A 25,794-nucleotide genomic window follows, 5' to 3' on the forward strand; every position below is an offset into this window, starting at 1 on the left:
CTGTCGCGGGGGAGAAGGAGCAAAGCGCGCAGGGTCAGCCTGCGCGGATCTCAGACGAAGTAGTCCGTGTTCTCTTTACCCAGGGTCACGGCGCCGAAGTTGCGACCGAAGATCTCCGGGTTGTTGGCGTAATGCGCGCGCGCCGTCAGCACATCCATGAAGCAGCGCACCAGCGGGAAGTCGAGAAAGATGCCGCGACCGCCGCAGGCCGAATGCAGCTTGTACGCGTGCTGGCAGCAGCGCTCCACGACCAGCGCCGCCTGGTAGCGATACATCAGGCGATCGTTCAGGCTCACCAGCTGGTTCAGCCGGATGCCGTCGAGCAGCGATTCGAAATTGCGCTTGAGCGTCAGGCGCATCTCGTCGATCGCCACCGCAGAATCCGCCACCGCCAGCTGCGCCGGCACCTGCTCGGCGGTCTTCTGGCCCATGTTGCCGGTGTGCGCGGAGCCGAAATCCTTGAAGCAGTTCAGCGCGCCCTGCAGGCCGCCGATGGCCGCCGTGGAGACCGCGCGCACGAAGATCTGGCCGAACGGCAGCTTGTAGAGATTGGCGGTGAATTCCTCACGCCCGGGATTGGTGCCCATGAAGCCGTCGCTGGCCTTGTGCGTGCGGTGCTCCGGCACGAACACTTCCTTGACGACGATGTCCTTCGAACCCGTGGCCTTCAGGCCCATCGTGTGCCAGGTGTCGACGATCTCGTAATCCTTCTTCGGCAGCAGGAAGGTGCGGTACTCGGGCGGAGCCCCTTCGGCGAAGATCAGGCCGCCGAGGAACACCCAGTCGCAATGATCGATGCCGCTGGAGAAGCCCCAGCGACCGGAGAACAGGAAGCCTCCGTCGACCTTCTTCACGTTGCCCTTGGGCATGTACGTGGAGGCGATCAGCACCGAGTGGTCACCGCCGCCCCAGACATCCTCGGCCGCGCGCGGATCGAACAGCGCGATCTGCCAGTTGTGCACGCCGATGACGCCGTACACCCAGGCCGTCGACATGCAACCTTCGGCGAGCGCCATCTGGATGTCGTAGAAGACCTGCGGGTCCATCTCGTAGCCGCCGTACTTCTTCGGCTTGAGCACTTCGAAGAAGCCGGCCGCCTGCATGTCGGCGATGGTCTCCTTGGGCAGGGTGCGCGCCTCGGCGGCCGCATCTGCGCGCTTGGCGAGCACCGGCGCCATCTCGCGGGCGCGCTGGAGCAGCACCTCGGGCGTCACCAATGGGCTCACGGTCTTTCTCTGGGTCTGCATGCCGGGGATCTCCTGACTCTTCGCGTTCCACGTTTTCCCAGACTTCCCGTCGCGCAACATCACCCGAAATGACGACCTGCCCCGCGCGACGCCGAAGCGCCGTCATCCGGCAGCGGTCGAACAAACCGTCGTCCGCGGGTTCGGTTTCATGCAAACGGGTGAAGCCATCGCGCGGCGCGTGCCGATACTGCTCGCATGTTCCGGAGCAGCCACTGATGGCGACGACAAAAGACTACGGTCTGGGCGAATACACCTACCCGCGCGGCTGGTTCATGGTGGCCGAATCGGCCAAGGTCGTGGACAAGCCGCAAGCGGTGCATTTCTTCGGCCAGGAGTTCGCGCTCTATCGCGGCAAGTCCGGCCGCGTCGTATTGCTGGACGCCTACTGCCCGCACATGGGCACGCACCTGGCGCGCAACACCACCAGCTATGTGGCCCAGGACGGCGCCATCGAGGACGACTGCATCCGCTGCCCCTACCACGCCTGGCGCTTCGGCCCGGACGGCAAGTGCAACGAGATCCCGTACTCGAGCGGCCCGATTCCGCCGTCCGCGAAGATCAAGACCTGGAAGGTGCAGGAATACATGGGCGCCGTGTTCGTCTGGCACGACCCCGAGGGCGGCGAGCCCGACTACGTGCTGCCGGTGGTTCCCGAGTGGACCGATCCGGCCTGGGTGTGCGGCAGTTACGACGACCTGGGCGTCGTCAACGTGCATCCGCAGGAAGCCATCGACAACATCACCGACGCCGCGCACTTCGGCCCGGTGCACGGCTCGCGCACGAAGTTCTTCGAGAACGAGTTCCGCGGCCATCGCGTCGTGCAGCGCATGGGCGGCGGGCATCGCACGCTGATCGCCGAAGGCGGCCCGATGCTGGTGACCGAGGCCACGTACCATGGCCCGAGCCTGCTGCTGACGCGCATGAGCGGCCTGTACGACTCGTGGATCGTCATCGCGCACACGCCGGTGGACGACGGCTCGATCTACGTCTGGCATAACCTGATCGTGAAGTCCCCGACCGGTTCGGCCGTGGCGACGGACGAAGACCGGCTGCACGCGCGCGGCTACCAGGACATGGCGCTGGCGGCCTTCGCGCAGGACTTCGAGGTGTGGAAGCACAAGCGGCCCAACGTGCAGGGCCTCTACGTGCAGGGTGACGGCGCGTTCCAGAAACAGCGCAAGTGGTACAGCCAGTTCTACAACCCGCGCACGAAGACGGCGGCGCTGCTGCCGCAGTTCGAAGGCATCCAGGGCGCACGCGGGCTGGACGCGGCGCCGCAGGAGATGCGGGATACGGGATCGCTGTCGCGGCTCGAAGTCGCTTAGCGACGCCTTCGTAGCCCGGACGAAGTCCGGGAGCGTCTTCCTCGGACCCGCACACAGCCCCGGACTTCGTCCGGACTACGGGCTGGAGACAAGAAAGGCGCAAAGGATCATCCCGAAAATCCTTTGCGCCTTTCTTTTTTCCTTTGCGTCCTTTGCGTTCGCCGTTGACGAACAGCGCCGGACGGCAAAACCGCCCGTCAGCGCTGCTTCTGCATCGCCTCGCGCAAGGCCAGCGGAATATTGAAGTCGTAGCTGCGCCGCTCCACCCGCTCGCAGATGCGCCAGCCCGCGGCGGTCCGCACATAGCGATCGTGGTACCAGAACCCGAGGAAGATCGTGTCCTCGCCGTTGTCGTCGGCGCGCGGCAGCACCATCGGATTGAAGCAGGCCACCTTGCCGCTGGCCTCGTCACCCTGGATCTCGAACGACAGGTTGCCGATCAGGTGCATGTAGGCCGGGAAATCCTTCAGCGCCTTGCCGAGCCACTCCCGGATTTCCGGGTAATGCGCCGCCATTCCGCCCATCGCCGAGTAGTCGATCCACGCATCAGGCGTGAACACGTCGTCCAGCCGCTCGAACGCGCGCTCGTCGATGGCATACGCGTAGTCGGTGACGAGCTGTTGCAGCTCCAGCCGGTCCGCCAGCAGCTCGAGCCGCGAGGCGCTCACGACGCGCCCAGCACTTCCATGTCGCTCGGGCCCCAGAACGCGCGCATCGAGCTGAACTTGCCGGCGTCGTCGAACGTCATCACGTCGATGACGCGGATGACGGCGCGCGCGGTCTTGTCGCCCTGGGGCATGTTGAGTTCCACGTCGAAGGCCATCGCCGCGCTGTTGCCGTGCGAGCCGCGGATCGGTGCCGCCAGCTTGAGCCTGGCGCCACTCTTGATCGCGTACGCGTAGAACTCGGCGATCGCCTTGCGCCCCGACTTGAGCGGCGAGCCGACCGGGTCCTCGACCGTCGCGTCGTCGGCGTACAGCGCCACGATGGCGTCGACGTCGACGCGGTTGAAGGCATCGATGTAGGCCTGCATGGCCTGTTTCATCTGTTGCTGGCTGATCATGTCGGCACGCTCCCGGGGACAGTGCGCCGATGATCCTTGCGCGCGGCCCGCCACCGAATCCTCCGATCAGACGACGGGGACGCGCGCACCAGTCCAGGTGCGTCGCCCGGCGAGAGCCAGAAGTCCGCCGCAACCGCTAGGTCGCCGCCGTTTCCTGCGGACGGGCGATCGCCCTCCAGTCCACGCTGGCCGCGACGAACCGGCTTTCCAGACCCTTGAGTTCGAGACTGCGGTCCGGCCCGAACACGAACCGGCCCTCGTGCTCCGTCAACGCCCGCACGGCGCGGGTCGCCAGGATCTCGCCGGCCGTCGCCAGTGCGCTGACGCGAAACGCGACGATCACGGTCTTGCCGAAGAACTTGTCGCGCTCCTGGATCGCCTCGCCCACGTGGACGCCCATGCGCACGTGGATCGGCTGCGTCGGTCGCAGCCGGTTGTGGTCGTCGAACGCGTGCTGGATCGCGACCGCACAGGCCAGCGCCTTGCGCGCCGTCGCGAACGCGATCTGGAAGCCGTCGCCGAGCACTTCGACTTCGTAGCCGTCGTGCTCGGCAATTGCGCTGCGCACGATGCGGTGATGGTCCTGCATCAGCTGGTGCGCACGCGCATCACCGAGCTGCTCGGTCATGCGCGAGAAGCCTTCCATGTCGGTGAACAGCAAGGTGACCGTGCCGTCCGCACCGATCGCATGGCTGGCCTCCGGCCGCTGCGCCAGCAGCGAACTCGCCTCGGATTTCTCCTCGCGCAGGCTCGCCCCGGGTACGCCGATGTCGAATTCCGCGAGCAGCGCGCGCAGCGTCCGCGCATTCGCCGTCTGCTGCGACAGCAGGTCCGGTGCACTGGTCGACACCGGCGCGATGCCGCCGAACATCTCGACCAGCCGCGACGCCAGGGTCAGGTCTCCGCGCACGTCGGTGAGGCCCGCGACCATCGCGGCCACCGACGTGATCTCGCCGAACGAGATGCGCAGCAGCGTCGGTACGCTCATGCGGATGTGCGCCGCCGGATCGTGGCCCGGCCCGCTGCGTGCGCGCGCACGCCGGCCCTTCACGCTCAGCGTCCATGTGGCGGGGTCGCGACCGCGCATCGCGTCGGAGCGATAGCTCAGCTCGTAGGTCACCTCGCCTTCGAAGCCGAAGGCCAGTCGCGGCCGGAACGAGCCAGCCATCATCGTGAACAGCAGCCACTGCACGAGCGGCCGCGCGAACAGGCGCTCGAGCTTCTCGTCCGGAACATCGCGGATGCGCGCGCCCACGGCGCGGATCACGCGGGCGCCGATCGCGGCCCGCCACTGGTCGAGGCGATTGCGCAGGCCGAAGCTCCAGCGGCGCAGCGTCGGCAGAAGTCCATGCCGCCGTCCCCTGCGGGCCGCCGGTGTTTCGCCGGCGCCTGCAAGCGCCTCTTCGGCTGCGGCCTCGTTGCCATTGCGCGCGGCGATCTCCCGGATCCGCGCGCGGAACCAGCGGCGCTGCGACAGAGGCGCCACGCCCAGCGGCTCGCAACTGGCCTCGGCCGCCAGGATCAGCTCGCGCCCACGCGCCGGGTCGCCCCGCGCGGGGCGCACCGCCAGCACCGCGCCCTGGATGCATTGCGCGTAGTACTCGAACGGACGATCGCGCATCCGCCGTGCATTCTGCGCGGCCAGCTCGGCGAAGCGGGCCGTGTCCTCGTAGCGCCGCAGCATCAGCGCGCAGCAGGCCAGCCCGAACGCGATCGGCCCGCGCGCGCCCAGGCCCGGCGGACAGAACGCGTAGCGGTTCGCATACGGCAGCAGCAGGTCGTAGAGCCGCTGCGCGGCGCCGGCGTGTCCGCAGGCCAGCGCGGCGACCGCGAACATCGCCATCGCGTTGAACCAGAGATTGTCCGTGCGCAGGCTCGAAAACGCGGTGGCGCCGAAACGATCCAGCTCGATGCGCGCCTCGTCGGCACGATCGCCTTCGGCCAGCGACAAGGCCAGCGCCGCACTCCAGCCCGGGATCGCCGGGTAGCGCACCGCGAAGCCGCGGAACGGCGATTCGAGTTCGGCGCTGCGTCCCTGGAAGAAGCGGATGATCCCCATCTGTCCGCCGTAGATCATCGCGGAGTTGCGATCCTCGGCACGCTGGCCGATCTCCAGCGCCGCAGCCGCCGCACGCTCGGCTTCCGCCATGTCGCCGTCGAGCATGCGCTGCATCGCGCGCAGCATCAGGCCGTACCAGAGGTGCTGCGCCTCGCGCATCTCGTCGGCGAGTTTCTGGTAGCCGTCGATGCAGGCGTCGAGCGGATCGCGATCGACGCAGGTGCTGAAGTCGAAGAAGTGCAGCACGTGCGCGTTGATCACCGCCACGCGACTGCCGGAGGCCTCGCCCAGCGCCAGGCACTCGCGAACGCGGTCCGCATGCTCGGCGCCGTTGTGCGGACGAACCGCCGCCACGCACTTCACGGCGGCTGCGGTGGCCGCAGCCACCGACGGCCCGAGTCGCGCGCTGTAGGCAACCGCCTCGTCGGCGACGTCGGTGCAGTACTCCCAGGCCTCGGTGCAGTACAGCTCCAGCGAGATGCGCGCTGCGATGCGCGCACGCAGCTCGGGGTGATCGTCGCCTACCGCGCGCCGCGCCTCGCGCAGCAGGCGCAACAGGGTCGGGTCGGCGATCAGGCTGGCCCACCACGAGGCGCCGAAGGACACCGAGCCCAGCCCCAGCGCGGCACGCGCCTGCTCGGGTCCCAGGCCCGCTCCGCGCGCCTCGTCGGCGACCGCGATGTAGGTCTGGCTGGCGCGCTCCGAGTCGCCGGCGCAGCGCAGCGCGTCCGCCAGCCGCAGGCGCAGATCGACGCGCCGCGCCGGATCGTCGCGACACAGCGCCGCCGCCTCGATGGCGGTGGTGAAGTGCGTCACCGCCTCTTCGTGGGCGAATCGCGCCGACGCCGATTCACCGGCCGCGCGGCTGTAGCGCAACACGCGGTCGGCGGTGTCCGCAGCCAGGCACTGGCGGAAGTGGTGCGCGAGTTCGATCACCGGGAGCACCGGGCCGCCGCTCGCCTCGAGCGCGTGGCCGACCTTCCGGTGCGCGGCGACGCGTCCGCCTTCGGGCAGATGCCGGTACAGCGTCTCGCGGATCAGCGCGTGCACGAAGCGCCAGGGATCGCCGGCATTCGACGGCCGCTCGATCACGCGCGCCACCACGGCTTCGTCCAGAAGCGCGAGCAGCGGCGCCATCGCGACACCCGTGACCCGCGCCAGCAGCGCCGCGTCGAACGACCGGCCGATCACCGCGCCGGCTTCGAGCGCACGCAGGCAGGGCCGCGACAGATTGCTCAGGCGCCGCTCGATGACCGCGCTGACGCCCTCCGGCAAGCCGAACGCATGCGAGTCGGCGTCCTGCACCCACATGCTGCGGAACTGCAGCACGCCGCGCTCGATCATGTGGCGGAACAGCTCGCCGGCGAAGAACGGATTACCTTCCGACTCCTTCGCCAAGCCCTGCGAGATCGCGCCGGGCAGCGGACTTCCGGCGAGCACGTCGAGCAGGCGCCGCATGTCGCGCTCGTGCAGGCCGCGCAGCTGCAGCAGTTCGGCGGCCGGCTCGCGCCTCAGGTTCGTCAGCAGGCCGCTCAGCGCATGGCCGGGTCCGACCTCGGCGATGCGATGGGTACCGATGATCAGCAGCCGCATGCCGGCGAGGTCGCGCACCAGGGCGCCGAGCAGGGCCAGCGAAGGCCGGTCCGCCCAGTGGAGGTCGTCGAGGACGAGCATCAGCGGCACATCTCGCGCCGCCTCGCGAAGAAAACCGGCGAAGGCGTCGAACAGGCGGAAGCGCGCGTGTTCGCTGTCCATCGAATCCGGCGGCGTCGCCGCGAGATCCGGCAGCAGATGGCGCAGCTCGGGCAGCATCTGCACCAGGTCCGGCGCACCGGCGCCCATCTGGGCGCGCAGCGACGCGACATCGCGCGACCGCGCGAGCAGGCGCAGGATCTGGATCCACGGCCAGTAGGCCGGCGCGCCCTCGCCTTCGTGGCAGCGTCCGCTGAGCACCTGGAAGCCGGCCGCACGCGACTCGCGCGCGAACTCTTCGGTGAGGCGGGTCTTGCCGATGCCGGGATCGCCGGCCAGCAGGATCAGCCGGCCATGCGCCTTCTGCGCCGCACGCAGGCCCGCTCGCAGCACCGCCAGTTCGCGATCGCGCCCGAAGAAGTCGGCGGCCGCCTCGTCGGCTTCGGACTGTGCCGCGCGCAGTTCGGCGGCAGGACCGGCGATCCGTGCCAGCTGGCTCGCCAGCGCGCAGACCGTGACGGCGTCGCCGCCGGCCGGCGCGGATTCCGGTTCGGCGAGCAGACGATCCAGCGTCTCCACCAGCAGCACGCGGCGCGGCTCCGCCTCCACGCGCACGGCGAGGAATCGCAGCAGTTGCGCCAGCGCACGCACGTCGCCGGCCGCATCGCGGGTGGCCGGAGACGCCAGGCCGGCACCGAAGTCGCCGATCTTGATGCGGCCTTCGGTTGTCAGCCAGATCGTCGCGGCGTCCAGATCCAGTCCGCAGACTTCGCGCGCATGGGCGTGCGACAGCGCATCGCAGAGCTGGCGTGCCAGTCCCAGCACGCTGTCGACCGACTGCGGCAACTGGCGCTGCAGCGGCGCGCCGTCGGCGTATTCGCAGACCAGGAACGGGGCATCGTCGTCGCCGGCCGCATCCAGCAGCGTGAACAGTCCGGGATGATCGCCCAGCCGCGTGGCGGCACGCGTGGCCCTGCGCAGCCATTCCTGCGCGCCGATCTCGGCGGTGAAACGCGTGAGGATGACGTCGCGATCCAGGCGCTGGTCACGCACGACGTAGAGGCGGCGCACGTCGCTGGTATCGAGCAGGCGCAGCACGCGATAGCGGCCGCGACCGAGCAGCACGCCCGGCACCTCGGCGTTCGCATCACCTGCTGCGGGGTCCTGCATCGACACCATCTCGTTCCCCGACTCCGGCCCCTCGCTTCGCAAACCCCCATGGCCTCGCGAATCCGTCGCGCCGATCCGCTGCCGACCCGTTCTTTTCAGTACCCGGCACCGGCAAAAACACAGCGCAACGTTACCCCAATGCCCCGGCGCGCGTCGGTGTTTTCAGGGCTGTTGCCAGGTGACCGGCTCCAGCGCTTTCTTCAGGAACGGGATCATCGCGTCGGCCTGCTGCCAGCCCCACTGGAAAGCCTGGTCGAAGTCCTGCGGCGAAGGCAGCAGGTTGACCGGCGACAGGGTCGGCTCGAAGCGCATCAGCCAGTCGAAATACGGCCGCTGGCTCGGCAGCTGGAGCTGCATGATCTGGGTGACCGGCCACAGCCAGAGATGCTGCGGTTCGAACTGGGGATGGAAGCAGTCGAGCGCCAGGTAGAACGCGTTGCGCGTGCCGATGCGGCCGCCCTCCACGCCTTCCCACGCGATGCGCGCGGGCACGTTGGCGGCGACGCCGCCGTCGACGAACAGTGCGACCTCGTGCTCCTCGCGCAGCCGCGCCAGGATCTCGTCGGTGAGGGCGTCGCGTGCGGGCGGCTCGTACTGCAGCACGGCCGGAATGGCGGCCGACAGGCCCACCGCATCGGCCACGCGAATGCCGCGCGTGCCGACGTCACGGCCCAGCACCAGTGGACGCACGACGTTGGGATTCACGAATGTGCCGAGCATCAGCATGCGTTCGGCGAGCAGCTTCGAGAATCGCGCGCTGCTGTTCTGGCGCGACAGGAACGTGCGGGCGGCAGCCGGCAGATGGTCGTAGACCCGCTTGCGCACGCCGCCGACGACCGCCTCGTACGGAATCTCGAGATCGGACAGGCGCATCGGCGTTCCATCGGGGTGCTGCATCACCTTGTGCATCGCGCGCAAGTGCAGCCGCATCAGGCCCGGCAGCGTGTGCGTCGCGCCGATGTGCGGCCGTCCGAAGATGCTGCGCAGGCTCAGGGCCTTGGCCCAGGCCATCAGCGCATCGATGTCGAGCTGGCGCGAGCGGGCCAGGAAGGCGCCGATCAGCGCACCGATGGACGCACCGACGAGATAGTCGGACGAAAGACCTTCGGCGCGCAGCCGCGCCGCCGCACCGATGTAGACGAAACCCGCACCGCCACCGCCGCCGGCAATCGTCACCAGCGCCTTGCGGCCGACTTCGGCGTCGAGTTCGGCTTCGGAGAAATCCGCGCGGTGATGCGCGAGCAGCCGTGGTCTGGCATCGGCCAGCGCGGCATCGAGCGGCGACAGCACCGCGGCGCTCTGTGCGAGACGTTCACGCAGCGACTCCTCGCGGTGCAGCGGCCGGTACAGGGCGCGCAGCACCAGCTCGCGAAAAGGCTCGACGACCGCGGGATCGACATCGATGTCCGGACGGCGCGGGCCACGCAGCGCGGCGCCCGGCGCGAATCGGTACAGGCGCGCGAATCCGAGGATGTATCGCAGCCGGCGGAAATGACGTTCCGGCATCAGGTCGGGATGCGCCAGCCACGCGCGCACCAGCGACATTTCCATACGCTGCAACTTCAACAGCGTCTTGTTCTTCCCCTGCGCAGCCATCGTCCCCCCGGACCCAGCACCGATTCCGCGATCTCTTTGTCGCGGCATCGTGACGGCTGGCGATGATACTGCGAGTGCACGAGGAGCAATCGCGTGTGACCCCGTTACACTCCGGCTTCGAAGAATCGGCCGCGCACCAAGTCTGCGTCGGCCCTGGCGAGGAGGATCATGGCGATATCGGCGAAATCGCAGGCGTCCGCCGCGACGGCCGCGGGCGCGACGGCGCTCACGGGGACGGCCGCATGGCCGTTGCTCGACCGGCTGTTGTCCGCGATCTACGAAGGCCCGCTCGAATCGCCGCCGTGGCAGTCCGCGTTGCAGATGCTGCGCGACACGCTGCAGGCAGGCCACGTCACCCTGATGCTGCGCCCCCCCTCGCCCGACAGCGCCGGCGTGATGATCAACACCGGCAGCACCACGGTCGAAGCGGTGAAGTCCTACGAGACGCACTTCTTCGCGCTCGATCCCTTCGTGCGCCTGCAGGAAGGTGAAGTCGTGACCGCCGAGGAACTGATCGGCAAGCAGTGGCTCGACAGTCCGGTCTATCGCGAATACCTCAAGCCGCTCGACATCCGCCACCTGCTCGGCGCCGACATGTACACGCGCGACGGCATCGAATGCCGGCTGCGCATCACGCGCGGTCATGACGCCCAGCCGTTCACGGCCGCCGAGAAAGGTCTGTGCAGCACCTTGCTGCCGCACCTGAAGCGCTCGATCCAGCTGCATGCGCGGCTCGACTCGCTCGAGTGCGAACGCCAGCTCTTCGCCGGCACGATCAACCGCATGCTGCTGGGCATCATCAGCTTCACGCAGACCGGGCAGATCCTGGAGATGAACCAGGAGGCCAAGCGCATCCTCGGCGAGAAGGACGGCATCTGGCTGAGCGGCAGCACGCTCACCGCCGACAGCGTCCAGGAAGGCCGCGAGCTGCAGCGCATGCTCAAGCAGGCGTTCTCGGAACACTCGCCCGCCTCCGACGAAGAAGGACCCGGCGTCGTCCAGGCGCTGTCGATCACGCGCCCGTCGGGCCGCGCCAAGCTGGGCGTGCTCATCCGTGCGATCCCGCTCGGGCAGTGGTCCGAGAGCCGACAGCGCCCGGGCACGGTCGTGTTCCTGCGCGATCCCGAGTCCAGCGGCGCACAGCCGTCGCAGGAACTCGTGCGGCGCCTGTTCGGACTCACGCGCATGGAAGCCCAGCTCGCGCTGCTGCTCACCGAGGGCCTGACCCTGGACGAGGCAGCCGAGCAGATGAACGTGCGACGCAACACCGCGCGCACCCACCTGCGCTCGATCTTCTCGAAGACCGGCGTGACGCGGCAGACCATGCTCGTGAGGCTGCTGCTCAACAGCGTGATCTCGTTGGGCTGAGAGGCGCCCCGCGCGGCGCCGATCCCGGGCACTGTCCGGGAGCCCCTCCTTACCTGTCCCCGAATGACGCGCCCGTCCTCCGCCGGCCGGTCGCGCCTCGAATTCGCCGTGCGACCGAAAAAAATACGACATAAAGCTTGAAACAATATGTACACATACAAATAATTGAAATAGATTCTTAAAGTCGGACATGAATAATCGGCCTCGCGCTTCGAGCGCGTCCGAATTCCCAGGGGTCGGCGTCACTACGGGGGTAGGTGATGCTTCACGAGGTCAACAGGTCAGGCGACGAGCCGGATCCGACGCGCGTGGTACGCGGCGCGCTCGGCGATTCCGCGTTCGCGTCGACCTATTCCGAGCGCATGTACCGGCTGCGCTACGAGGTGTTCCACGAACGCCTGCGCTGGGACGTGACGGTTCTCGATGGCCTCGAACACGACCGCTTCGACGACAACGACAGCGTCTACATGCTCACCACCGGAGCGGACGATTCGGTGTCCGGCGGCTGGCGCCTTCGCCCGACCACGCAGGGGTACATGCTGCGCGACGTCTTCCCGGAGCTTTTGAACGGTCATCCTGCCCCCGACGACCCTGGCATCTGGGAGATCAGCCGGTTCGCGGTGGACGCCCCGAGCACTGCACGGCCCGGCGCGCTGTCATTGAGCCGCTCGGCGCGACTGTTGTTCGTGGATGCCTGGAAGTTCGCGACGCAGCACGGGATTTCCCGCTACGTGCTGGTGACCAGCCTGGCCCTGGAGCGGTTGCTGGTCGCGTCCGGGCTCCGGCTGCACCGGTTCGGCCCCCCGCTACGGATGGGACGTTGCATGGCGGTAGCCTGCTGGGTGGACCTGGACGCGCACACGCAGCGGGTCCTGTTCCCGGACACCATTCCGGGCGAAGCACGTCCCGTATCCGAACCACAGAACGATCAGGCCGCGCGGACGGATTCCGACGCCTGATCCATCACGACGGTGCACGCATGGAAACGGGCCGCTGTTCGCGGCCCGTTTCGCATCAGGCGGCGATCACGCCGCCTTCTTCACCTGGGCCTGCGATTCCATGAACGCGGCCCACGCGCCCTGCACTTCCTTCCAGCCGACGACGGCGAGCGGCTGCGCGTCCGGCGAGATGAACACGAGCGGCCCGAGGAAGCTCATGTAGAACTCGCTGTCGACCGGGAAGTTGGTGAGGTCATGGCGCGCGCCGGCCGACTCGTAGCCGTAGCCCGGAGCGACGGCCGTGTCACCGCCGTTGTCCTTGCCGCCACGCACGTCCATGCGACCCTTGGTCAGCACGTACTCGCCGGGGCCCTGATGGATGTGGGCATTGAACGACGACCCTGCCGGGCAATCGAAATAGGCCGTCCACGCGCCCATCTCGGGGCCCACGTGCAGCAGCTTCCAGCGGATGCCGCCCTTCGACAGGGCCTCGGGAAACGGCGCCCACGGAAGCTGGTCGATCTGTGCGTACTCTTCGGTAACCTGGCTTTTCATCTGACGTCTCCTCGTCGTTCGCTCGGTCTGGACAGGCGGCCCTGGCGTCGTTGCGCGGGGCACTTGCGAACTAAATGCCTGAAGGCGGTTTGCGTCAATACGGGACGGCCATACGTAGCCCGGACGAAGTCCGGGGATCCCCCTCGAATACGGAGCGCAACGCCGGACTTCGTCCGGGCTACGTGCGTCTCGACAAGCCCTCGGGTTCCGGCCCCCCGGTCGCCCAATCCAGCAACTCGACCGTGTGCACGACCGGCGCCGGCGCCTTGCCGCGCGACAACTGCGTGAGGCATCCGATGTTGCCGGTGGCCACCACCTGCGGTGCGACCGCGGCGAGCGCGTTCTGCTTGCGCTCGCGCAGCGCCTCTGCGAGATCCGGCTGCAGGATGTTGTAGACGCCGGCCGAGCCGCAGCACAGGTGACTCTCGGCGATGTCGCGCAACTGGAACCCGGCCTCGGTCAGCAGGCGCCGCGGCGCTTCTCGCACACCCTGCCCGTGTTGCAGCGAGCACGCCGCGTGATACGCCACGATGAGGCCCGAAGGATTCGTCACTGCCGGCAACTCGTGGGCCGCCAGCACTTCGCTGACATCGCGTGCCAGCGTCGACACTTTCGCGGCCCGCGCCGCATACGCGGGTTCGTTGCGCAGCATGAAACCGTAATCCTTCAGGCTGGTCCCGCAACCCGACGCCGTGATCACGATCGCATCCAGTCCGCCGTCGTCGATGACGCGGCTCCAGGCATCGACGTTGGCGCGCGCGAACGCAAGGCTGCGCGCTTCCTTGCCCAGGTGATGCACCAGCGCTCCGCAGCAACCCTGCCCAGGCGCCGGCACCACCTCGATCCCCATGCGCGCGAACAGGCGCGTCGCGGCCTGCTGGATGTTCGGCTGCAGCACCGGCTCGGCGCAGCCTTCGAGAAACGCGACGCGTGCCTTGCGGACGGTCGGCGCGGCGATGATTCCTTCGCGCACCGCTCCGGTGGGCGCACGCGACAGCTCCAGCATCGCGCGCAGCGATTTCAGGAAACCGATGTTCGGCAGCAGTCCCACCAGCGGCGAGAACAGGCGCCCCATCGCCAGCGCAAAACGGAAGCGGCGCGGATACGGCAGCAAGCCGGCGAGCAGGCCGCGCAGCATCCGGTCGATCCAGGGACGCTCGTAGCGCTGCTCGATCCACGCGCGCGAGTGATCGACCAGGTGCATATAGTCCACGCCAGAAGGACAGGTCGTCTTGCACGACAGGCAGGACAGGCAGCGATCGATGTGCTTGACCGTCTCGGCACTCGGCGTGCGCTGGTTCTCCAGCATGTCCTTCATCAGCATGATGCGCCCGCGCGGACCGTCGAGCTCGTCGCCGAGCAGGGCGTACGTCGGACAGGTCGCGTTGCAAAAGCCGCAGTGCACGCAGGTGCGGATCGCTTTCTCGGAGGCCGCCAGATGCGGATCGCGCAGTTGCTCTGCGCTGAAGCGGGTCTGCATGGCTATCGATTCGTCCCGAACGAGAAAGGCCCGTCGCCGAGCCGGTTCTGCGGGTCGAAGCCCGACTTGATCCTGCGGCTCAGCGCCGTGGTGCCGGCATCGAGCGGCGGCGCGGTGGCGAGCCGCTCGCGCACGCCGACCGGGGCGCGCATCAACCAGGCATGACCGCCGGCCTTCGATACTTCGCCTCTCACGAGGCCGGCCGGCGCTTCGCCCTCCATCGCCAGCCACACCAGCGAGCCACCCCAGTCGTAGAGCGCGGTGCAGGCGGCCGACTTCGCGATCGTGGCGACGACCGTGGCGGCGGACAGCGAGGGCAGCGACAGCCGCCAGACGACGCGCGCATCCGACGCGAAGACGGCAACATCGCGGATGTCACGCCACAAGGCCGCCGACTCCGCTTCCTCGATGGCACGAACCGATCCGCGCGATTCGAACATCCCGAGGATCTGGCGCTGCCGCTCTTCGACCGAAGCGCGAAAACCTTCGAGTCGTATCGCGCTGCGACCGTCCGCAAGACAGGCCGCGCTACTGACCTCGAGCGGCGACGCCAGCGCGGTGCGGATGCCGGCCAGCGCGACCGACGCATCGCCTTGTTCGACGAGCACCGTCGCCTCGTACTGCGGTCGCGGCAGCACGCGCAGGCTCAGGTCGGTGACGACGGCCAGCGTTCCCCACGAACCGACCATCAGCTTCGCGAGGTCGTAGCCGGTGACGTTCTTGATGACGCGGCCGCCGGCACGGAATTTTTCGCCGCGCCCGGACACGGCATCGAAACCCAGCAGGTGATCGCGCACGTTGCCGGCCGACAGCCGTCGCGATCCGGCGAACCCGCTGCCGATGATGCCGCCGATCGTCGTGCGTGCGCCGCCCGCGCCCAGCAAGGCGGCGTAGTCCGGCGGATCGAACGCGAGCATCTGCCCGCGCTCGGCGAGCGCCGCCTCGACCTCGTGCAGCGGCGTGCCGGCACGCAGGCTCAGGACGAGTTCTTCGGGCTCGTAGTTCGTGATGCCGCTGATCGCGGAGAGGTCGAGTTCGCGCATGGACGCAGCGGCGACGCCCATCATCGAGCGACGCGTGCCACCGCCGATCACGCGCAACGACGAGCCGGCCGCATCGGCGTCCAGCAGTGCCGCCTGGATGTCGTCCGCGCTACCGGGGCGGAGCGCTTCGCGAGTGACGGTCTGCATGAATCAGAAGCGTGGCAGTTCGGGATGCGCCACGCGCCCGGCGTGCACGTGCACGCGTCCGAGTTCGGCACATCGATGCAGCTGCGGAAACACCTTGCCCGGATTGAGCAGGCCTTCCGGATCGAACGCGCACTTCACGCGCATCTGCTGTGCCAGGTCGATCTCGCTGAACATCTCGGGCATCAGGTCGCGCTTCTCGACGCCGACGCCGTGCTCGCCGGTCAGCACGCCGCCGACTTCCACGCACAGACGCAGGATCTCGGCGCCGAAGGCTTCGGCGCGCTCGAGCTGGCCGGGTTCGTTGGCGTTGTAGAGGATCAGCGGATGCAGGTTGCCGTCGCCGGCGTGGAACACGTTGGCGACGCGCAGGCCGTAGCGCTCCGACATCTCGTTCATGCGCTGCAGCACGTGGGCGAGCCGGCCGCGCGGGATCGTGCCGTCCATGCAGTAGTAGTCCGGCGACAACCGCCCCACCGCCGGAAAGGCCGACTTGCGCCCGGCCCAGAAGCGCAGGCGTTCGTCCTCGCTGTTCGACAGGCGGCTGAACACCGCGCCGTTCTTGGTCGCGATGTCGTTGACCAGGGCCAGCACGTGGTCGCACTCGGCATCGATGCCATCCGCCTCGACGATCAGCACGGCTTCGACGTCGAGCGGGTAGCCGACGTGCAGGAATTCTTCCGCGGCCAAGGTCGCGAGCCGGTCCATCATTTCCATGCCGGCCGGCACGATGCCGCCGCCGATGATGTCGGCGACGCATTGGCCGGCGGCCTCCACGCTCGGGAAGCCCAGCAGCGCGGCGCGCGCATGCTGCGGCCGCGGCAGGATGCGCACCGTCACCTCGGTGATGACGCCGAGCATGCCTTCGGATCCGTTGATGATGCCGAGCAGGTCGTAGCCCGGCGCATCGAGCGTCTTGCCGCCCAGGCGCAGGATCTCGCCGTCCATCGTGACCAGCTCGACGCCGAGCACGTTGTTGGTCGTCAGCCCGTATTTCAGGCAATGCACGCCGCCGGAGTTCTCGGCCACGTTGCCGCCGATCGAACAGGCGATCTGGCTCGACGGGTCCGGCGCGTAATAGAAGCCGTGCTTCTTCACGGCCTCGGTGATGCCCAGGTTGGTGACGCCGGGCTGCGCGACGACGACGCGGTTCTCCAGGTCGATGTCGAGAACCCGGTTGAAGCGCGACAGGCCCAGGATCACGCCGTCGGCCAGCGGCAGCGCGCCGCCGGACAGCGAGGTGCCCGCCCCGCGGGCCACAACCTTCACGCCGCGTTCCCTGCAGAACCTCAGGATCTGCGCGACCTGCTGCGTCGTGCGCGGCAGCGCCACCGCCAGCGGCAACTGCCGGTAGGCCGTCAGGCCGTCGCTCTCGTAGGCGATCAGCGATTCGTCGTCGCCGATGACGCCGTCGTTCTCGAGAATCCGGCGCAGGCCCTTGATGACCTCGGCGCGGGCCGACAGCACGGCCGGGTCCGGCGCCGGCATGCGCAGACTCATGCGCGGTTCCCTGCCCGCTCGCCGGCGATCAGCCCGAAACGATCTTGCGCAGGCCCGTCGCCGACAGGATCTCGATCCAGTAGCCGTCCGGATCCTTGATGAAGGCCAGGCCCTTCATCTTGCCGTCGTCGGGGCGCTTGACGAACTCCACGCCCAGCTTCTCGAAACGCTCGCTGGCCGCGTAGACGTCGGGCACCGTGATGCCGATGTGGCCGAAGCCGCGCGGATCGCTGTTGCCGTTGTGATAGCCCGCGAACGCCGGATCGCTCTCGGTGCCGTAGTTGTGCGTCAGCTCGATGGCGCCGCGCTGGCTGAACGTGAACTCGGCGCGCTTGGCCGGATCGGTCGGCAGTTCGCCGTCTTCCGGACGCAGGTAGCCGACGAAGTACAGCGCGAACTTCATCTCGGGGAAATCGAACTTGTTCAGCAGGGTCATGCCCAGAACGTCGCGATAGAACGCGACCGATTTCTCGGGGTCGCGGATGCGCAGCATGGTCTGGCTCATGATGAAGTCGCGGGTGGATTCGACGCCTGTGCTCACGGCCTGCTCCGATGGGATGGGGAATACGCCATCAAACCCGAGCGGGGCATCGCAGCGCAAGCCGGTTGCGCCATCGGTTCGTACAGCTTGCACGGGCAGCACGGTAGCCCGGGTGAAACCCGGGGTGTCATTCCTCATGCGAGCGTAATCCCGGGTTTCACCCGGGCTACGTCGTCGGGAGCTTGCTTCCGTGCTTCGCCAGCCAGTGCGCCGTGATGTTCGGCGGCTCGGTGAACGGCGTGACGATCTCGAAGATGCGCTCGTAGCTGGCGAACTGGATCTTCCATTCGCTGCCGATCTTCACGTAGCGATCGCGGTACAGCGCCGATCCGTCGGTGACGATCTTGTTGCGCAGGTCGCAGAACCAGTCCTTCAGATACCAGGTACCGGTGGCCTCGGTCGGCGACGTCAGCGCGATCTCCGGATGGTTCACGTGGTGGAACGCGATGGCCTCGGCGTGGAACGCATACCCGATCGCCTCGAGGATCTTGTCCCGGCCCTGCACTTCGAAGCGGTAGCTGCCGCCGACATAGCAGACGCCGGCGTCCTCGGTGAACAGCTCGCGCAGCTCGTCGAGACTGGCCGTGTCGATGCAGCGGCAGTAGCGGTATTTGAGCTGGCGGATCAGCTCGTAGTCTTCAAGCGGCAGGCTCATGCGGTTCCCGGGTCAGCGCTGGTAGAAGGTCTTGGGGTCGAAGAACCCGCCGGAGATATCCCCGCCGGGCTTCACCGCGAACACGCGCAGCGTCGTGTGCAGGTCCTGCTTGAGGTCGTGCATCTCGATGACCGAGGCGTACCAGTACGCGTCGACCTGCTTGAGCGTCGCGATCGGGCTGACCAGGCGCTTGCGCACGTCCTTGCCCTCGTGGAACTCCGCCTTCAGCGGCACGCAGGTCTGGGTGTCGACCCAGGTGCGCACCAGCGTATAGCCACCCTTGGTCGTGTCGGCTGGACGAAACGCCAGCACGTGCGTCGGCCGCTTGTCGATCTCGCCGCCGCCCTCGTACGTCGTCCTGGCGCCGCCGAACGTGTTCTGCAGCTGCTTGAAGTCGGCGTAGCTGAAACTCGTGCCCATCAGGCCACCGTCGGCAATGCTGCCGGTGACGCGCCGCACCCGCTTCACGGACGGCAGGTACACGTACATGCCGTCGCGCAGGTCGCCGTCCTTCTCACGAATCAGGTACGCCGCGCCCGAGAGATTCGGTGGCGCCGACAGCAGCAGCATCGCGCGGACGAGTCGGCTGCCGTCGGGGGCCAGTTCACGTTCCGCGTAGAGACGTCCCTTGAGGGTGCTGGCAGTACCCGAGCGATCCGAGGTGCTGAATTCAACCTCCTGCACGCGAAGGCTGGTCGGCACGTTGGCCTGCATGCACTCCAGGACCTTGGCCGCCTCGTCTGCCGCCACGACGAGCGGTGCAGACACCGCCATGGCCAGGGCCGCACCCGCGAGCAGGATTCTCATGGCTTGTTCTCCCGGAGCTCATCCCGATTGGCCGCGGCAGCCGACAGGAACGCCGGCCGTTCTCCGCCTCCGTGCATCACGAGGTTGCTGCCGCTGGCATAGCTGCCGGCGGGCGAGGCCATCCAGAGGCAGGCGTCGCCGATCTCGCGCACCCGGGCCAGACGCCCGGCCGGGATCGTCGCTGCGACGCGGGCCATCGAGGCCTCGTCGCCGTAATGCAGGTCGGATTGCTCGGTGTGCACCAGGCCCGGACTCACGGCGCAGACGCGCACCTTGGGCGCCCACTCCACGGCCAGCGACTGCACCAAGCTCAGAACACCTGCCTTGGCCGCGCCGTAGGCCGCGGTGCCCGGCGAGGGCCGCAGCGCGCTGACGCTGCCGATGAACAGGATCGTGCCACCCTCGGCCTGCGCCTGCATCAGGTGGTTCGCCTTCTGCGACAGGTGCAGCGGCGCCAGCAGGTTCAGCGCGATGATCGATTCGTGGAAACGCGGCGACGCCTTGTCGGCGAGCGCGAACGGCGCGCCGCCGGCGTTGTTGACCAGCACGTCGAGACGCCCGTGACGCTCCGCGATCTGCGCGAACATCGCGTCGACGTCTTCGCGCTTGCGCACGTCGCAGGCGATGAACTCCGCCCCGCCCGTCGGTTCCGCCGGCGCCGTGCGTCCGCAGACGATCACCGTGGCGCCGGACGCCAGGAACGCCTCGCAGATGCCGCGACCGACACCCTTGGTGCCGCCAGTGACGAGGACCGTTCGGGAGTGGGACATGCCGGCTTCTACGCCTCGGCGTCAGGGAGTACGCCATGCTAGGCCAGACCGGCGGCGCCGCTGTCACCCGAAAGGATGAAGCCCGCCCTGCGGCAGGCGCGGACGATGCACGCGCCCCTCGCCGCCCGAACGCCCATGTCCAGCCCCAAGCCCGTCCCCGAAGGCCGCTACCTGTCGCTCGCCAACGGGCACCGCATCCACGCGCTCGACGAGGGCCAGGGACCGGTGGTGGTGTTCCTGCACGGCTCCGGCAATGGCGCCTGCGGCTACAGCAATTTCAAAGGCAACTATCCGGACCTGGTGCAGGCCGGCTATCGCGTGCTGATCCCCGACCTGATCGGCTTCGGCTACTCGGACAAGCCGACCGACGCGCTCTACACGCTCGATTTCTTCGTCGAATGCGTGCAGCAGGCGCTGGAGGCGGCCGGCGTCGAGCGCTGCACCGTGGTCGGCAATTCGCTGGGCGGCGCGGTGGCGCTGGGCCTCGCGCTGGCGCGTCCGCAAACGGTCGAGCGCCTGGTGCTGATGGCGCCCGGCGGCCTCAACGATCTTCCCGACTATCTGGCGATGCCGGGCATGGCCGCGATGTTCGCGCTGTACGGCTCGGGCAAGCCGATCACCCACGAGGCGATGAAGCAGTTCTTCATCGATGCGTTCGTCGTCGATCCGTCCTGTGTCACCGATCAGCTCGTGCACGAGCGCAGCGAACTGATGAAGCTGCAGAACCCGCAGGTCATGAAGACGCTGAAGGTGCCCAATCTCACCGAGCGCCTCGGCGAGATCACCTGCCCGGCGCTGACGCTATGGGGCCTGAACGAAAGGATGATGCCGGACAGCGGCATCCTGCGGCTGGCCAAGGGCCTGAAGAACGGCCGCATGGTGTTGGTCCCCAACTGCGGTCACTGGGTGATGATCGAGCACCGCGCGCTGTTCAATCGAACGGTGCTGGATTTCCTGCGCAACGGCTGAGCCTTCGAGGGTCGGTCGAATCCCAAGGTTGTGCTCGAAATGCGGACGGGATCCCGGGTTTCACCCGGGCTACGGAGTTGCGGGCATCGCGTCGATTTCCTGCGCAACAGCGGAGCCCCTGTAGCCCGGGTGAAACCCGGGGTTCTCCTCGAATACGGAGCGCAACCCCTGACTTCGTCCGGGCTACGGTGATGGCGGGGCGAACGCCGTGCGATTCGCCTTAGACTCGCGCCATCCCATCCCGCTGTCACAAGAACGAGGAGAGACTCGATGAGCAAGATCGAAGGTGGTTGCTACTGCAAGGCCGTGCGTTACGAAGTGACGGCCGACCCGATCATCAACGCGCAGTGCCATTGCCGCGAATGCCAGTACATCACCGGTGGCAGCGCCAACGTGTGCCTGGTCATTCCGCCGGGCGGCTTCAACTACACCAAGGGCGCGCCCAAGCAGTTCGCGCGCAAGGATCTCGAAAACCCGGTGACACGCGAGTTCTGCGCCGAGTGCGGCACGCCGCTGCTCAGCCGCTCGCCCGCCATCCCCGGCGCCGCGATCATCAAGCGCGGCACGCTGGACAACCCGATGGCGTACCCGGAGCCGCAGCTCGCGATCTTCACGATCGACAAGCAGCCGTACCAGAACATTCCGACCGGCATGCCTGCGTTCGAGCGCATGCCGGGCTGAGAGGGATCCCGTAGCCCGGACGAAGTCCGGGGTTTCCGCTTCGGCGGGCGACAACCCCGGACTTCGTCCGGGCTACGGAGACATCAGTGCGCCGTCGCGGGCCTCGCGCCCGACGCGCCCATGATCAGCCGATCGGTCCACGCGATGCCGATGGCCGACACGATGAATGCCATGTGGATGATGGTCTGCCACATCACGCCCTGCGACGTGATCGCGGTGCAGCGCACCCCCGCCTCCACCGCCGAGCACAACGGGTAGGCCCCGATCGATCCGGCCTCGATGAACGTCTTCAGCAGGTGGATCGAGGAGATGCCGATGATGGCCATCGCGAGTTTCACCTTGAGCACCGAGGCATTCACGTGGCTCAGCCATTCCGGCTGGTCGGGATGGCCCTGCAGGCCCAGCCGTGACACGAAGGTTTCGTAACCGCCGACGATCACCATCATCAGCAGGTTGGAGATCATGACCACGTCGATCAGCGCGAGCACGATCAGCATGACCTGCTGCTCGCCGAGCGCGAACGCGCCCTCGACCAGATGCAGCAGTTCCTTGACGAACAGGATCACGTACACGCCCTGCGCCACGATCAGTCCGAGGTAGAGCGGCAACTGAAGCCAGCGCGAAGAGAAGATCAGCCCGGGCAGCAGGCTGAGGGAGGGCGAACCGGGAGGTGACGGGGGAATCAAGGAAGCCATGGGAATCGGATTTTCAGTGGGCGGGGAGTCTAACAACCGGAAGGTTTCACCTGAATGGACTATGACGCCGCTCGCGTGAGCAGCCACCATTGATCGCATCGTGACCGGGCGCGCGCCCGGCGCCAGCCAGAATTGCCAGCACAGGAGAACGTATTGCGATGGGCACCATGAATCTCAAGATGCTGCTGGAATCGAAAGAACTGGAACGCTGCCCGTTCCCGATCCCGGTGGGCTGGTTCCATGTCGATTTCTCCGAGAACCTGAAAGTCGGCGAGATCCGCAACGTCCAGCTGTTCGGCCAGGAGTGGGTGCTGTTCCGCACCGAATCCGGCAAGCCGGGCATGAGCGATCCGTACTGCCCGCACCTGGGTGCGCACATGGGGCACGGCGGCAAGGTCTGCGGCGAGCACCTGCGCTGCCCGTTCCATCACTGGGAATACGACACCTCCGGCTGGTGCAAGAGCATTCCCTACGCGAAGGTGATGCCGCCGGTGGTCAAGAAGCAGGCGATCCTGCGCACGCTGCCGATGGTCGAGAAGTACGGAATGCTGTGGGCCTGGTATCACCCGCAGTGCGAGCCGCCGGGCTTCGAGCTGCCGTACATCCCCGAGATCGAGGACGCCACCGGTTACGCGGGCGCGCGTCGTGGAAGCTGGACTGCGAACACCTGCATCCAGGAAATCGCCGAGAACGGCGTCGACACCGCGCACCTGAAGTTCCTGCACGGCGCGCCCGGCATTCCGCCGGTGGACGCCAGCTACGACGGCCCGATCATGAAGCTGGACATCGGCAAGGGTTACATCGTCGGCACGGCCTACGGACCCGGTCTGAACGTCATGCGCTTCAACCAGCACGGCATCACGGCGACGATGATCTCGTACTCGGTGCCGATCAGCCTCGAAAAGACGCAGATGAACATGTCGTTCCGCCACGTCGATTACGCGGAAGGCACGCCCGAACTGCACGCCTCGAAGAAGGTCATCGATCACATGATCGGCGCCGCCGAGGGCGAGGAGAGCGCGGGCTTCGAGAGCGTCGACTTCGTCGTCTGGAACAACAAGAAGTACCGCCCCAACCCGCTGCTCTGCGACGGCGACGGCCCGGTGCTGCAGTTCCGGAAATGGTTCAAGCAGTTCTATCCGGGTCAGGAAGACTCGACCAAGATCTGAACCATGGCGCGCGTCCACATCAAGGGTCGTGACGGCATCGAGCTCGACATCGATGCCCTGCCCGGCACCGCGTTGATGGACGCGCTGCGCGACGCCAACACCGGCGTCGAAGGCACCTGCGGCGGCATGATGTCCTGCGGTACCTGCCACGTTTACGTGCAGGCCGACTGGCTGGTGCGGCTGCCGGCCAAAAGCCAGGACGAGGCCGACATGCTCGAAGCGATCGGCGAGATCGTGCCGGTGAAGCCGACGTCGCGCCTGTCGTGCCAGATCGCGATGACCGAGGAGTTGTCGGGCCTGCACCTCGAGATCGGCCCACCCACGTAGCCCGGGTGAAACCCGGGAATCGCTCTCGAAATTCGACAGCACACCCCGGGTTTCACCCGGGCTACGGTGGCGCCGGTATCCTTCGCGCATGACCGAAGACCGTTTCATCGACCTCGAGACCCGCCTGGCCTACCAGGACGAATCCATCCGCTCGCTCAGCGATACCCTCGCGCGCCAGCAGAAGCGGATCGACCAGCTCGAAAGCCTGGTGCGGCAGTTGCTGGATCGCGTGAAGTCGATGAACGAGCCCGTCTACAAGGGCACGCCGGCCGACGAAATACCGCCGCATTACTGATGGGTCCTTGGGCCCCTTGAACAGCCTGCCCGATCGCGCCGGCGTCGCCGCCAGCCACATCCAGGTGACCGCCGGACTCGGATCGACGGCGCTCGAATTCCTGCTCGCCCGGTTCCCCGCCATCGAGGCGGAAGAATGGACGCGCCGCTTCGCACGCGGCCTCGTGACCGACGCAAACGGGCAGCCGCTGGCGACCGACGCTCCGGTTCACGTCGGCGCCGACCTTCACTACTACCGCGAGATCGAAGACGAGCCCAGGATCCCGTTCGAGGCGGACGTCCTCTGGCGCGACGAACACCTGCTGGTCGTCGACAAGCCGCATTTCCTGCCGGTCACTCCTTCCGGCCGCTTCGTCCGCGAGACGCTGCTCGCACGTCTGCGTCACCAGCACGATCTGGCCGATCTGGTCCCGCTGCACCGGATCGATCGCGGCACCGCCGGTCTGATCCTGTTCTCGATCAACGCCGCGACGCGCGGCGCCTACCAGGGGCTGTTCCCGCGCCGCCGGATTCTCAAGACCTACGAGGCGATCGCGGCGCATCGCCCGGATCTTTCGCTGCCGCTGCTGCATCGCAGCCGCCTCGTCGACGGCGAACCGTTCTTCCGCATGCGCGAGGTCGACGGCGAACCCAACAGCGAAACCCGCATCGAAGTCGCCGAGCGGCGCGGCGAACACAACCTCTACCGGCTCTTTCCGGTGACCGGCCGCAAGCATCAGCTGCGCGTGCATCTGGCAGCGCTCGGCATCCCGATCGTCGGCGATCCGCTGTATCCCGCGCTGCTGCCGGAAGAGCCGGATGACTACGCGTCACCGATGAAGCTGCTGGCGCGCGCGCTCGAATTCACCGACCCGCTCGACGGCCGGCTGCGGCGCTTCGAGAGCCGGCGCTCGTTATGATCCAGAGACACCCGTAGCCCGGACGAAGTCCGGGATCACTGCTCGATTTGCGAGAGAGACCCCGGACTTCGTCCGGGCTACGCCGACGACATGCCAACCCGTACGACATGACCGCACCCGAACCTGCCGACTGCCTCGCCCCGACCCCCTTCGTCGATTTCGATCATCCGGCCGTCGCTGCCTTCGCCAAGGAAGCCGCCGGCGGACCCGGCAGCGATCGCGAGCGCGCCGTGCGGCTGTACTACGCGATCCGCGACGGCATCCGCTACGACCCCTACATCATCGATCTGAGCGTCGGCGGCCTGCGCGCCAGCCGCGTGCTCGAACTCGGCCGCGGCTGGTGCGTGAACAAGGCCGTGCTGCTCGCCGCGGCGTGCAGGGCCATCGGCATCCCGGCGCGCATGGGTTATGCCGACGTGAAGAACCATCTCTCCACCGAGCGTCTGCGCGAGAGCATGGGCACCGACGTCTTCTACTACCACGGCTACACGTCGATCTTTCTCAACGATCGCTGGGTGAAGGCGACGCCCGCGTTCAACCTGTCGCTGTGCGAGAAATTCAAGCTGCAGCCGCTCGAGTTCGACGGCACCGAGGATTCGATCTATCACCCGTTCGATCTCACCGGGCAGCGTCACATGGAGTACCTGGGTTTCCGCGGCGAGCACGCGGACGTGCCGCTGGACGACATGCTCGCGCTGTTCGAGCGCGAATATCCCGGCATGAAGCGGCTCGACACCGGCGACTTCGACCGCGACGTCGAACGCGAGACGCGCAACCCGTAGCGGGGACCGTTTGTTGCTGGCTGCA

24 protein-coding genes are annotated in these 25,794 nt (G+C 67.6%); 10 read left to right on the forward strand and 14 right to left on the reverse strand.

The features are described 5' to 3' along the window. Positions 1-50: 50 nt before the first annotated feature. Entirely contained in the window at positions 51-1,247 is a 1,197-nt protein-coding gene (locus tag DFR24_RS07365; RefSeq protein ID WP_133880639.1) for an acyl-CoA dehydrogenase family protein, read from the reverse strand. Positions 1,248-1,462: 215 nt separating this feature from the next. On the opposite strand from DFR24_RS07365, the gene DFR24_RS07370 reads away from it, so the two are divergent. Then, on the forward strand, positions 1,463-2,572 hold the full coding sequence (locus tag DFR24_RS07370; protein ID WP_133880640.1) for a Rieske 2Fe-2S domain-containing protein: 1,110 nt from the start codon (positions 1,463-1,465) through the stop codon (positions 2,570-2,572). Positions 2,573-2,769: 197 nt separating this feature from the next. Here the strand turns inward: DFR24_RS07370 and DFR24_RS07375 are convergent, their stop codons facing one another. The 4 genes from DFR24_RS07375 to DFR24_RS07390 all read right to left on the reverse strand — a co-directional run bounded on the left by DFR24_RS07375 (position 2,770) and on the right by DFR24_RS07390 (position 10,122). After that, entirely contained in the window at positions 2,770-3,240 is a 471-nt protein-coding gene (locus DFR24_RS07375) for a nuclear transport factor 2 family protein (RefSeq protein WP_133880641.1), read from the reverse strand. Then, complete coding sequence (locus DFR24_RS07380; protein WP_133880642.1) at positions 3,237-3,635, reverse strand: nuclear transport factor 2 family protein; 399 nt, start codon at positions 3,633-3,635, stop codon at positions 3,237-3,239. The genes DFR24_RS07375 and DFR24_RS07380 overlap by 4 nt, the downstream gene beginning before the upstream one ends. A gap of 136 nt (positions 3,636-3,771) precedes the next feature. Next, entirely contained in the window at positions 3,772-8,556 is a 4,785-nt protein-coding gene (locus tag DFR24_RS07385) for an AAA family ATPase (protein WP_162851094.1), read from the reverse strand. 162 nt (positions 8,557-8,718) lie between these two features. Further along, positions 8,719-10,122, reverse strand: coding sequence for a patatin-like phospholipase family protein (locus DFR24_RS07390; RefSeq protein ID WP_211346589.1), 1,404 nt, complete (start codon positions 10,120-10,122; stop codon positions 8,719-8,721). A 198-nt stretch (positions 10,123-10,320) separates the two neighbouring features. On the opposite strand from DFR24_RS07390, the gene DFR24_RS07395 reads away from it, so the two are divergent. After that, the gene (locus DFR24_RS07395; RefSeq protein WP_133880645.1) at positions 10,321-11,520 is read left to right on the forward strand and encodes a helix-turn-helix transcriptional regulator; all 1,200 of its coding nucleotides are present in this window, start codon (positions 10,321-10,323) and stop codon (positions 11,518-11,520) included. A 308-nt stretch (positions 11,521-11,828) separates the two neighbouring features. Beyond that, entirely contained in the window at positions 11,829-12,479 is a 651-nt protein-coding gene (locus DFR24_RS07400; protein WP_162851096.1) for an acyl-homoserine-lactone synthase, read from the forward strand. Between the two features lie 66 nt (positions 12,480-12,545). On the opposite strand, the gene DFR24_RS07405 is transcribed toward DFR24_RS07400, so the two are convergent. The 8 genes from DFR24_RS07405 to DFR24_RS07440 form a co-directional block, all read right to left on the reverse strand. Beyond that, entirely contained in the window at positions 12,546-13,013 is a 468-nt protein-coding gene (locus DFR24_RS07405; protein WP_133880647.1) for a 2,4'-dihydroxyacetophenone dioxygenase family protein, read from the reverse strand. A 178-nt stretch (positions 13,014-13,191) separates the two neighbouring features. Next, on the reverse strand, positions 13,192-14,493 hold the full coding sequence (gene glcF, locus DFR24_RS07410; RefSeq protein ID WP_133880648.1) for a glycolate oxidase subunit GlcF: 1,302 nt from the start codon (positions 14,491-14,493) through the stop codon (positions 13,192-13,194). A gap of 2 nt (positions 14,494-14,495) precedes the next feature. After that, positions 14,496-15,683, reverse strand: coding sequence for an FAD-binding protein (locus tag DFR24_RS07415; RefSeq protein WP_133880649.1), 1,188 nt, complete (start codon positions 15,681-15,683; stop codon positions 14,496-14,498). A 3-nt stretch (positions 15,684-15,686) separates the two neighbouring features. Continuing rightward, a complete protein-coding gene (locus DFR24_RS07420) occupies positions 15,687-17,180 on the reverse strand; it encodes an FAD-linked oxidase C-terminal domain-containing protein (RefSeq protein WP_133880650.1) in 1,494 nt (497 codons plus the stop codon). A 28-nt stretch (positions 17,181-17,208) separates the two neighbouring features. Then, on the reverse strand, positions 17,209-17,685 hold the full coding sequence (gene gloA / locus DFR24_RS07425; RefSeq protein WP_211346598.1) for a lactoylglutathione lyase: 477 nt from the start codon (positions 17,683-17,685) through the stop codon (positions 17,209-17,211). Positions 17,686-17,887: 202 nt separating this feature from the next. Further along, positions 17,888-18,376: a nuclear transport factor 2 family protein gene (locus DFR24_RS07430; protein ID WP_133880652.1), complete on the reverse strand. Its 489-nt coding sequence runs from the start codon at positions 18,374-18,376 to the stop codon at positions 17,888-17,890. 12 nt (positions 18,377-18,388) lie between these two features. Next, positions 18,389-19,183, reverse strand: coding sequence for an outer membrane lipoprotein-sorting protein (locus DFR24_RS07435; protein ID WP_133880653.1), 795 nt, complete (start codon positions 19,181-19,183; stop codon positions 18,389-18,391). Continuing rightward, a complete protein-coding gene (locus DFR24_RS07440; protein WP_133880654.1) occupies positions 19,180-19,953 on the reverse strand; it encodes an SDR family oxidoreductase in 774 nt (257 codons plus the stop codon). Before DFR24_RS07440 ends, DFR24_RS07435 begins: the two co-directional genes overlap by 4 nt. Before the next feature lie 135 nt (positions 19,954-20,088). On the opposite strand from DFR24_RS07440, the gene DFR24_RS07445 reads away from it, so the two are divergent. Both DFR24_RS07445 and DFR24_RS07450 read left to right on the forward strand, forming a co-directional pair. Then, a complete protein-coding gene (locus DFR24_RS07445; RefSeq protein WP_246051547.1) occupies positions 20,089-20,922 on the forward strand; it encodes an alpha/beta fold hydrolase in 834 nt (277 codons plus the stop codon). Between the two features lie 270 nt (positions 20,923-21,192). Beyond that, complete coding sequence (locus DFR24_RS07450; RefSeq protein WP_133880656.1) at positions 21,193-21,603, forward strand: GFA family protein; 411 nt, start codon at positions 21,193-21,195, stop codon at positions 21,601-21,603. Positions 21,604-21,686: 83 nt separating this feature from the next. Here the strand turns inward: DFR24_RS07450 and DFR24_RS07455 are convergent, their stop codons facing one another. Next, complete coding sequence (locus DFR24_RS07455; protein ID WP_133880657.1) at positions 21,687-22,298, reverse strand: TIGR00645 family protein; 612 nt, start codon at positions 22,296-22,298, stop codon at positions 21,687-21,689. Between the two features lie 158 nt (positions 22,299-22,456). On the opposite strand from DFR24_RS07455, the gene DFR24_RS07460 reads away from it, so the two are divergent. From DFR24_RS07460 to DFR24_RS07480, 5 genes are all read left to right on the forward strand, one after another. Further along, the gene (locus DFR24_RS07460; RefSeq protein WP_133880658.1) at positions 22,457-23,467 is read left to right on the forward strand and encodes an aromatic ring-hydroxylating oxygenase subunit alpha; all 1,011 of its coding nucleotides are present in this window, start codon (positions 22,457-22,459) and stop codon (positions 23,465-23,467) included. A gap of 3 nt (positions 23,468-23,470) precedes the next feature. Further along, positions 23,471-23,794, forward strand: a complete 324-nt coding sequence (locus tag DFR24_RS07465; protein WP_133880659.1) for a 2Fe-2S iron-sulfur cluster-binding protein — start codon at positions 23,471-23,473, stop codon at positions 23,792-23,794. 88 nt (positions 23,795-23,882) lie between these two features. Then, complete coding sequence (locus DFR24_RS07470; RefSeq protein ID WP_133880660.1) at positions 23,883-24,089, forward strand: SlyX family protein; 207 nt, start codon at positions 23,883-23,885, stop codon at positions 24,087-24,089. A 7-nt stretch (positions 24,090-24,096) separates the two neighbouring features. Then, on the forward strand, positions 24,097-24,987 hold the full coding sequence (locus tag DFR24_RS07475) for a pseudouridine synthase (protein ID WP_246051548.1): 891 nt from the start codon (positions 24,097-24,099) through the stop codon (positions 24,985-24,987). A gap of 107 nt (positions 24,988-25,094) precedes the next feature. Then, positions 25,095-25,769: a transglutaminase-like domain-containing protein gene (locus tag DFR24_RS07480; RefSeq protein WP_133880661.1), complete on the forward strand. Its 675-nt coding sequence runs from the start codon at positions 25,095-25,097 to the stop codon at positions 25,767-25,769. Positions 25,770-25,794: the final 25 nt, after the last annotated feature.

The organism is Panacagrimonas perspica (genome assembly GCF_004364935.1).
In the GTDB taxonomy this organism is placed as follows: domain Bacteria; phylum Pseudomonadota; class Gammaproteobacteria; order Nevskiales; family Nevskiaceae; genus Panacagrimonas; species Panacagrimonas perspica.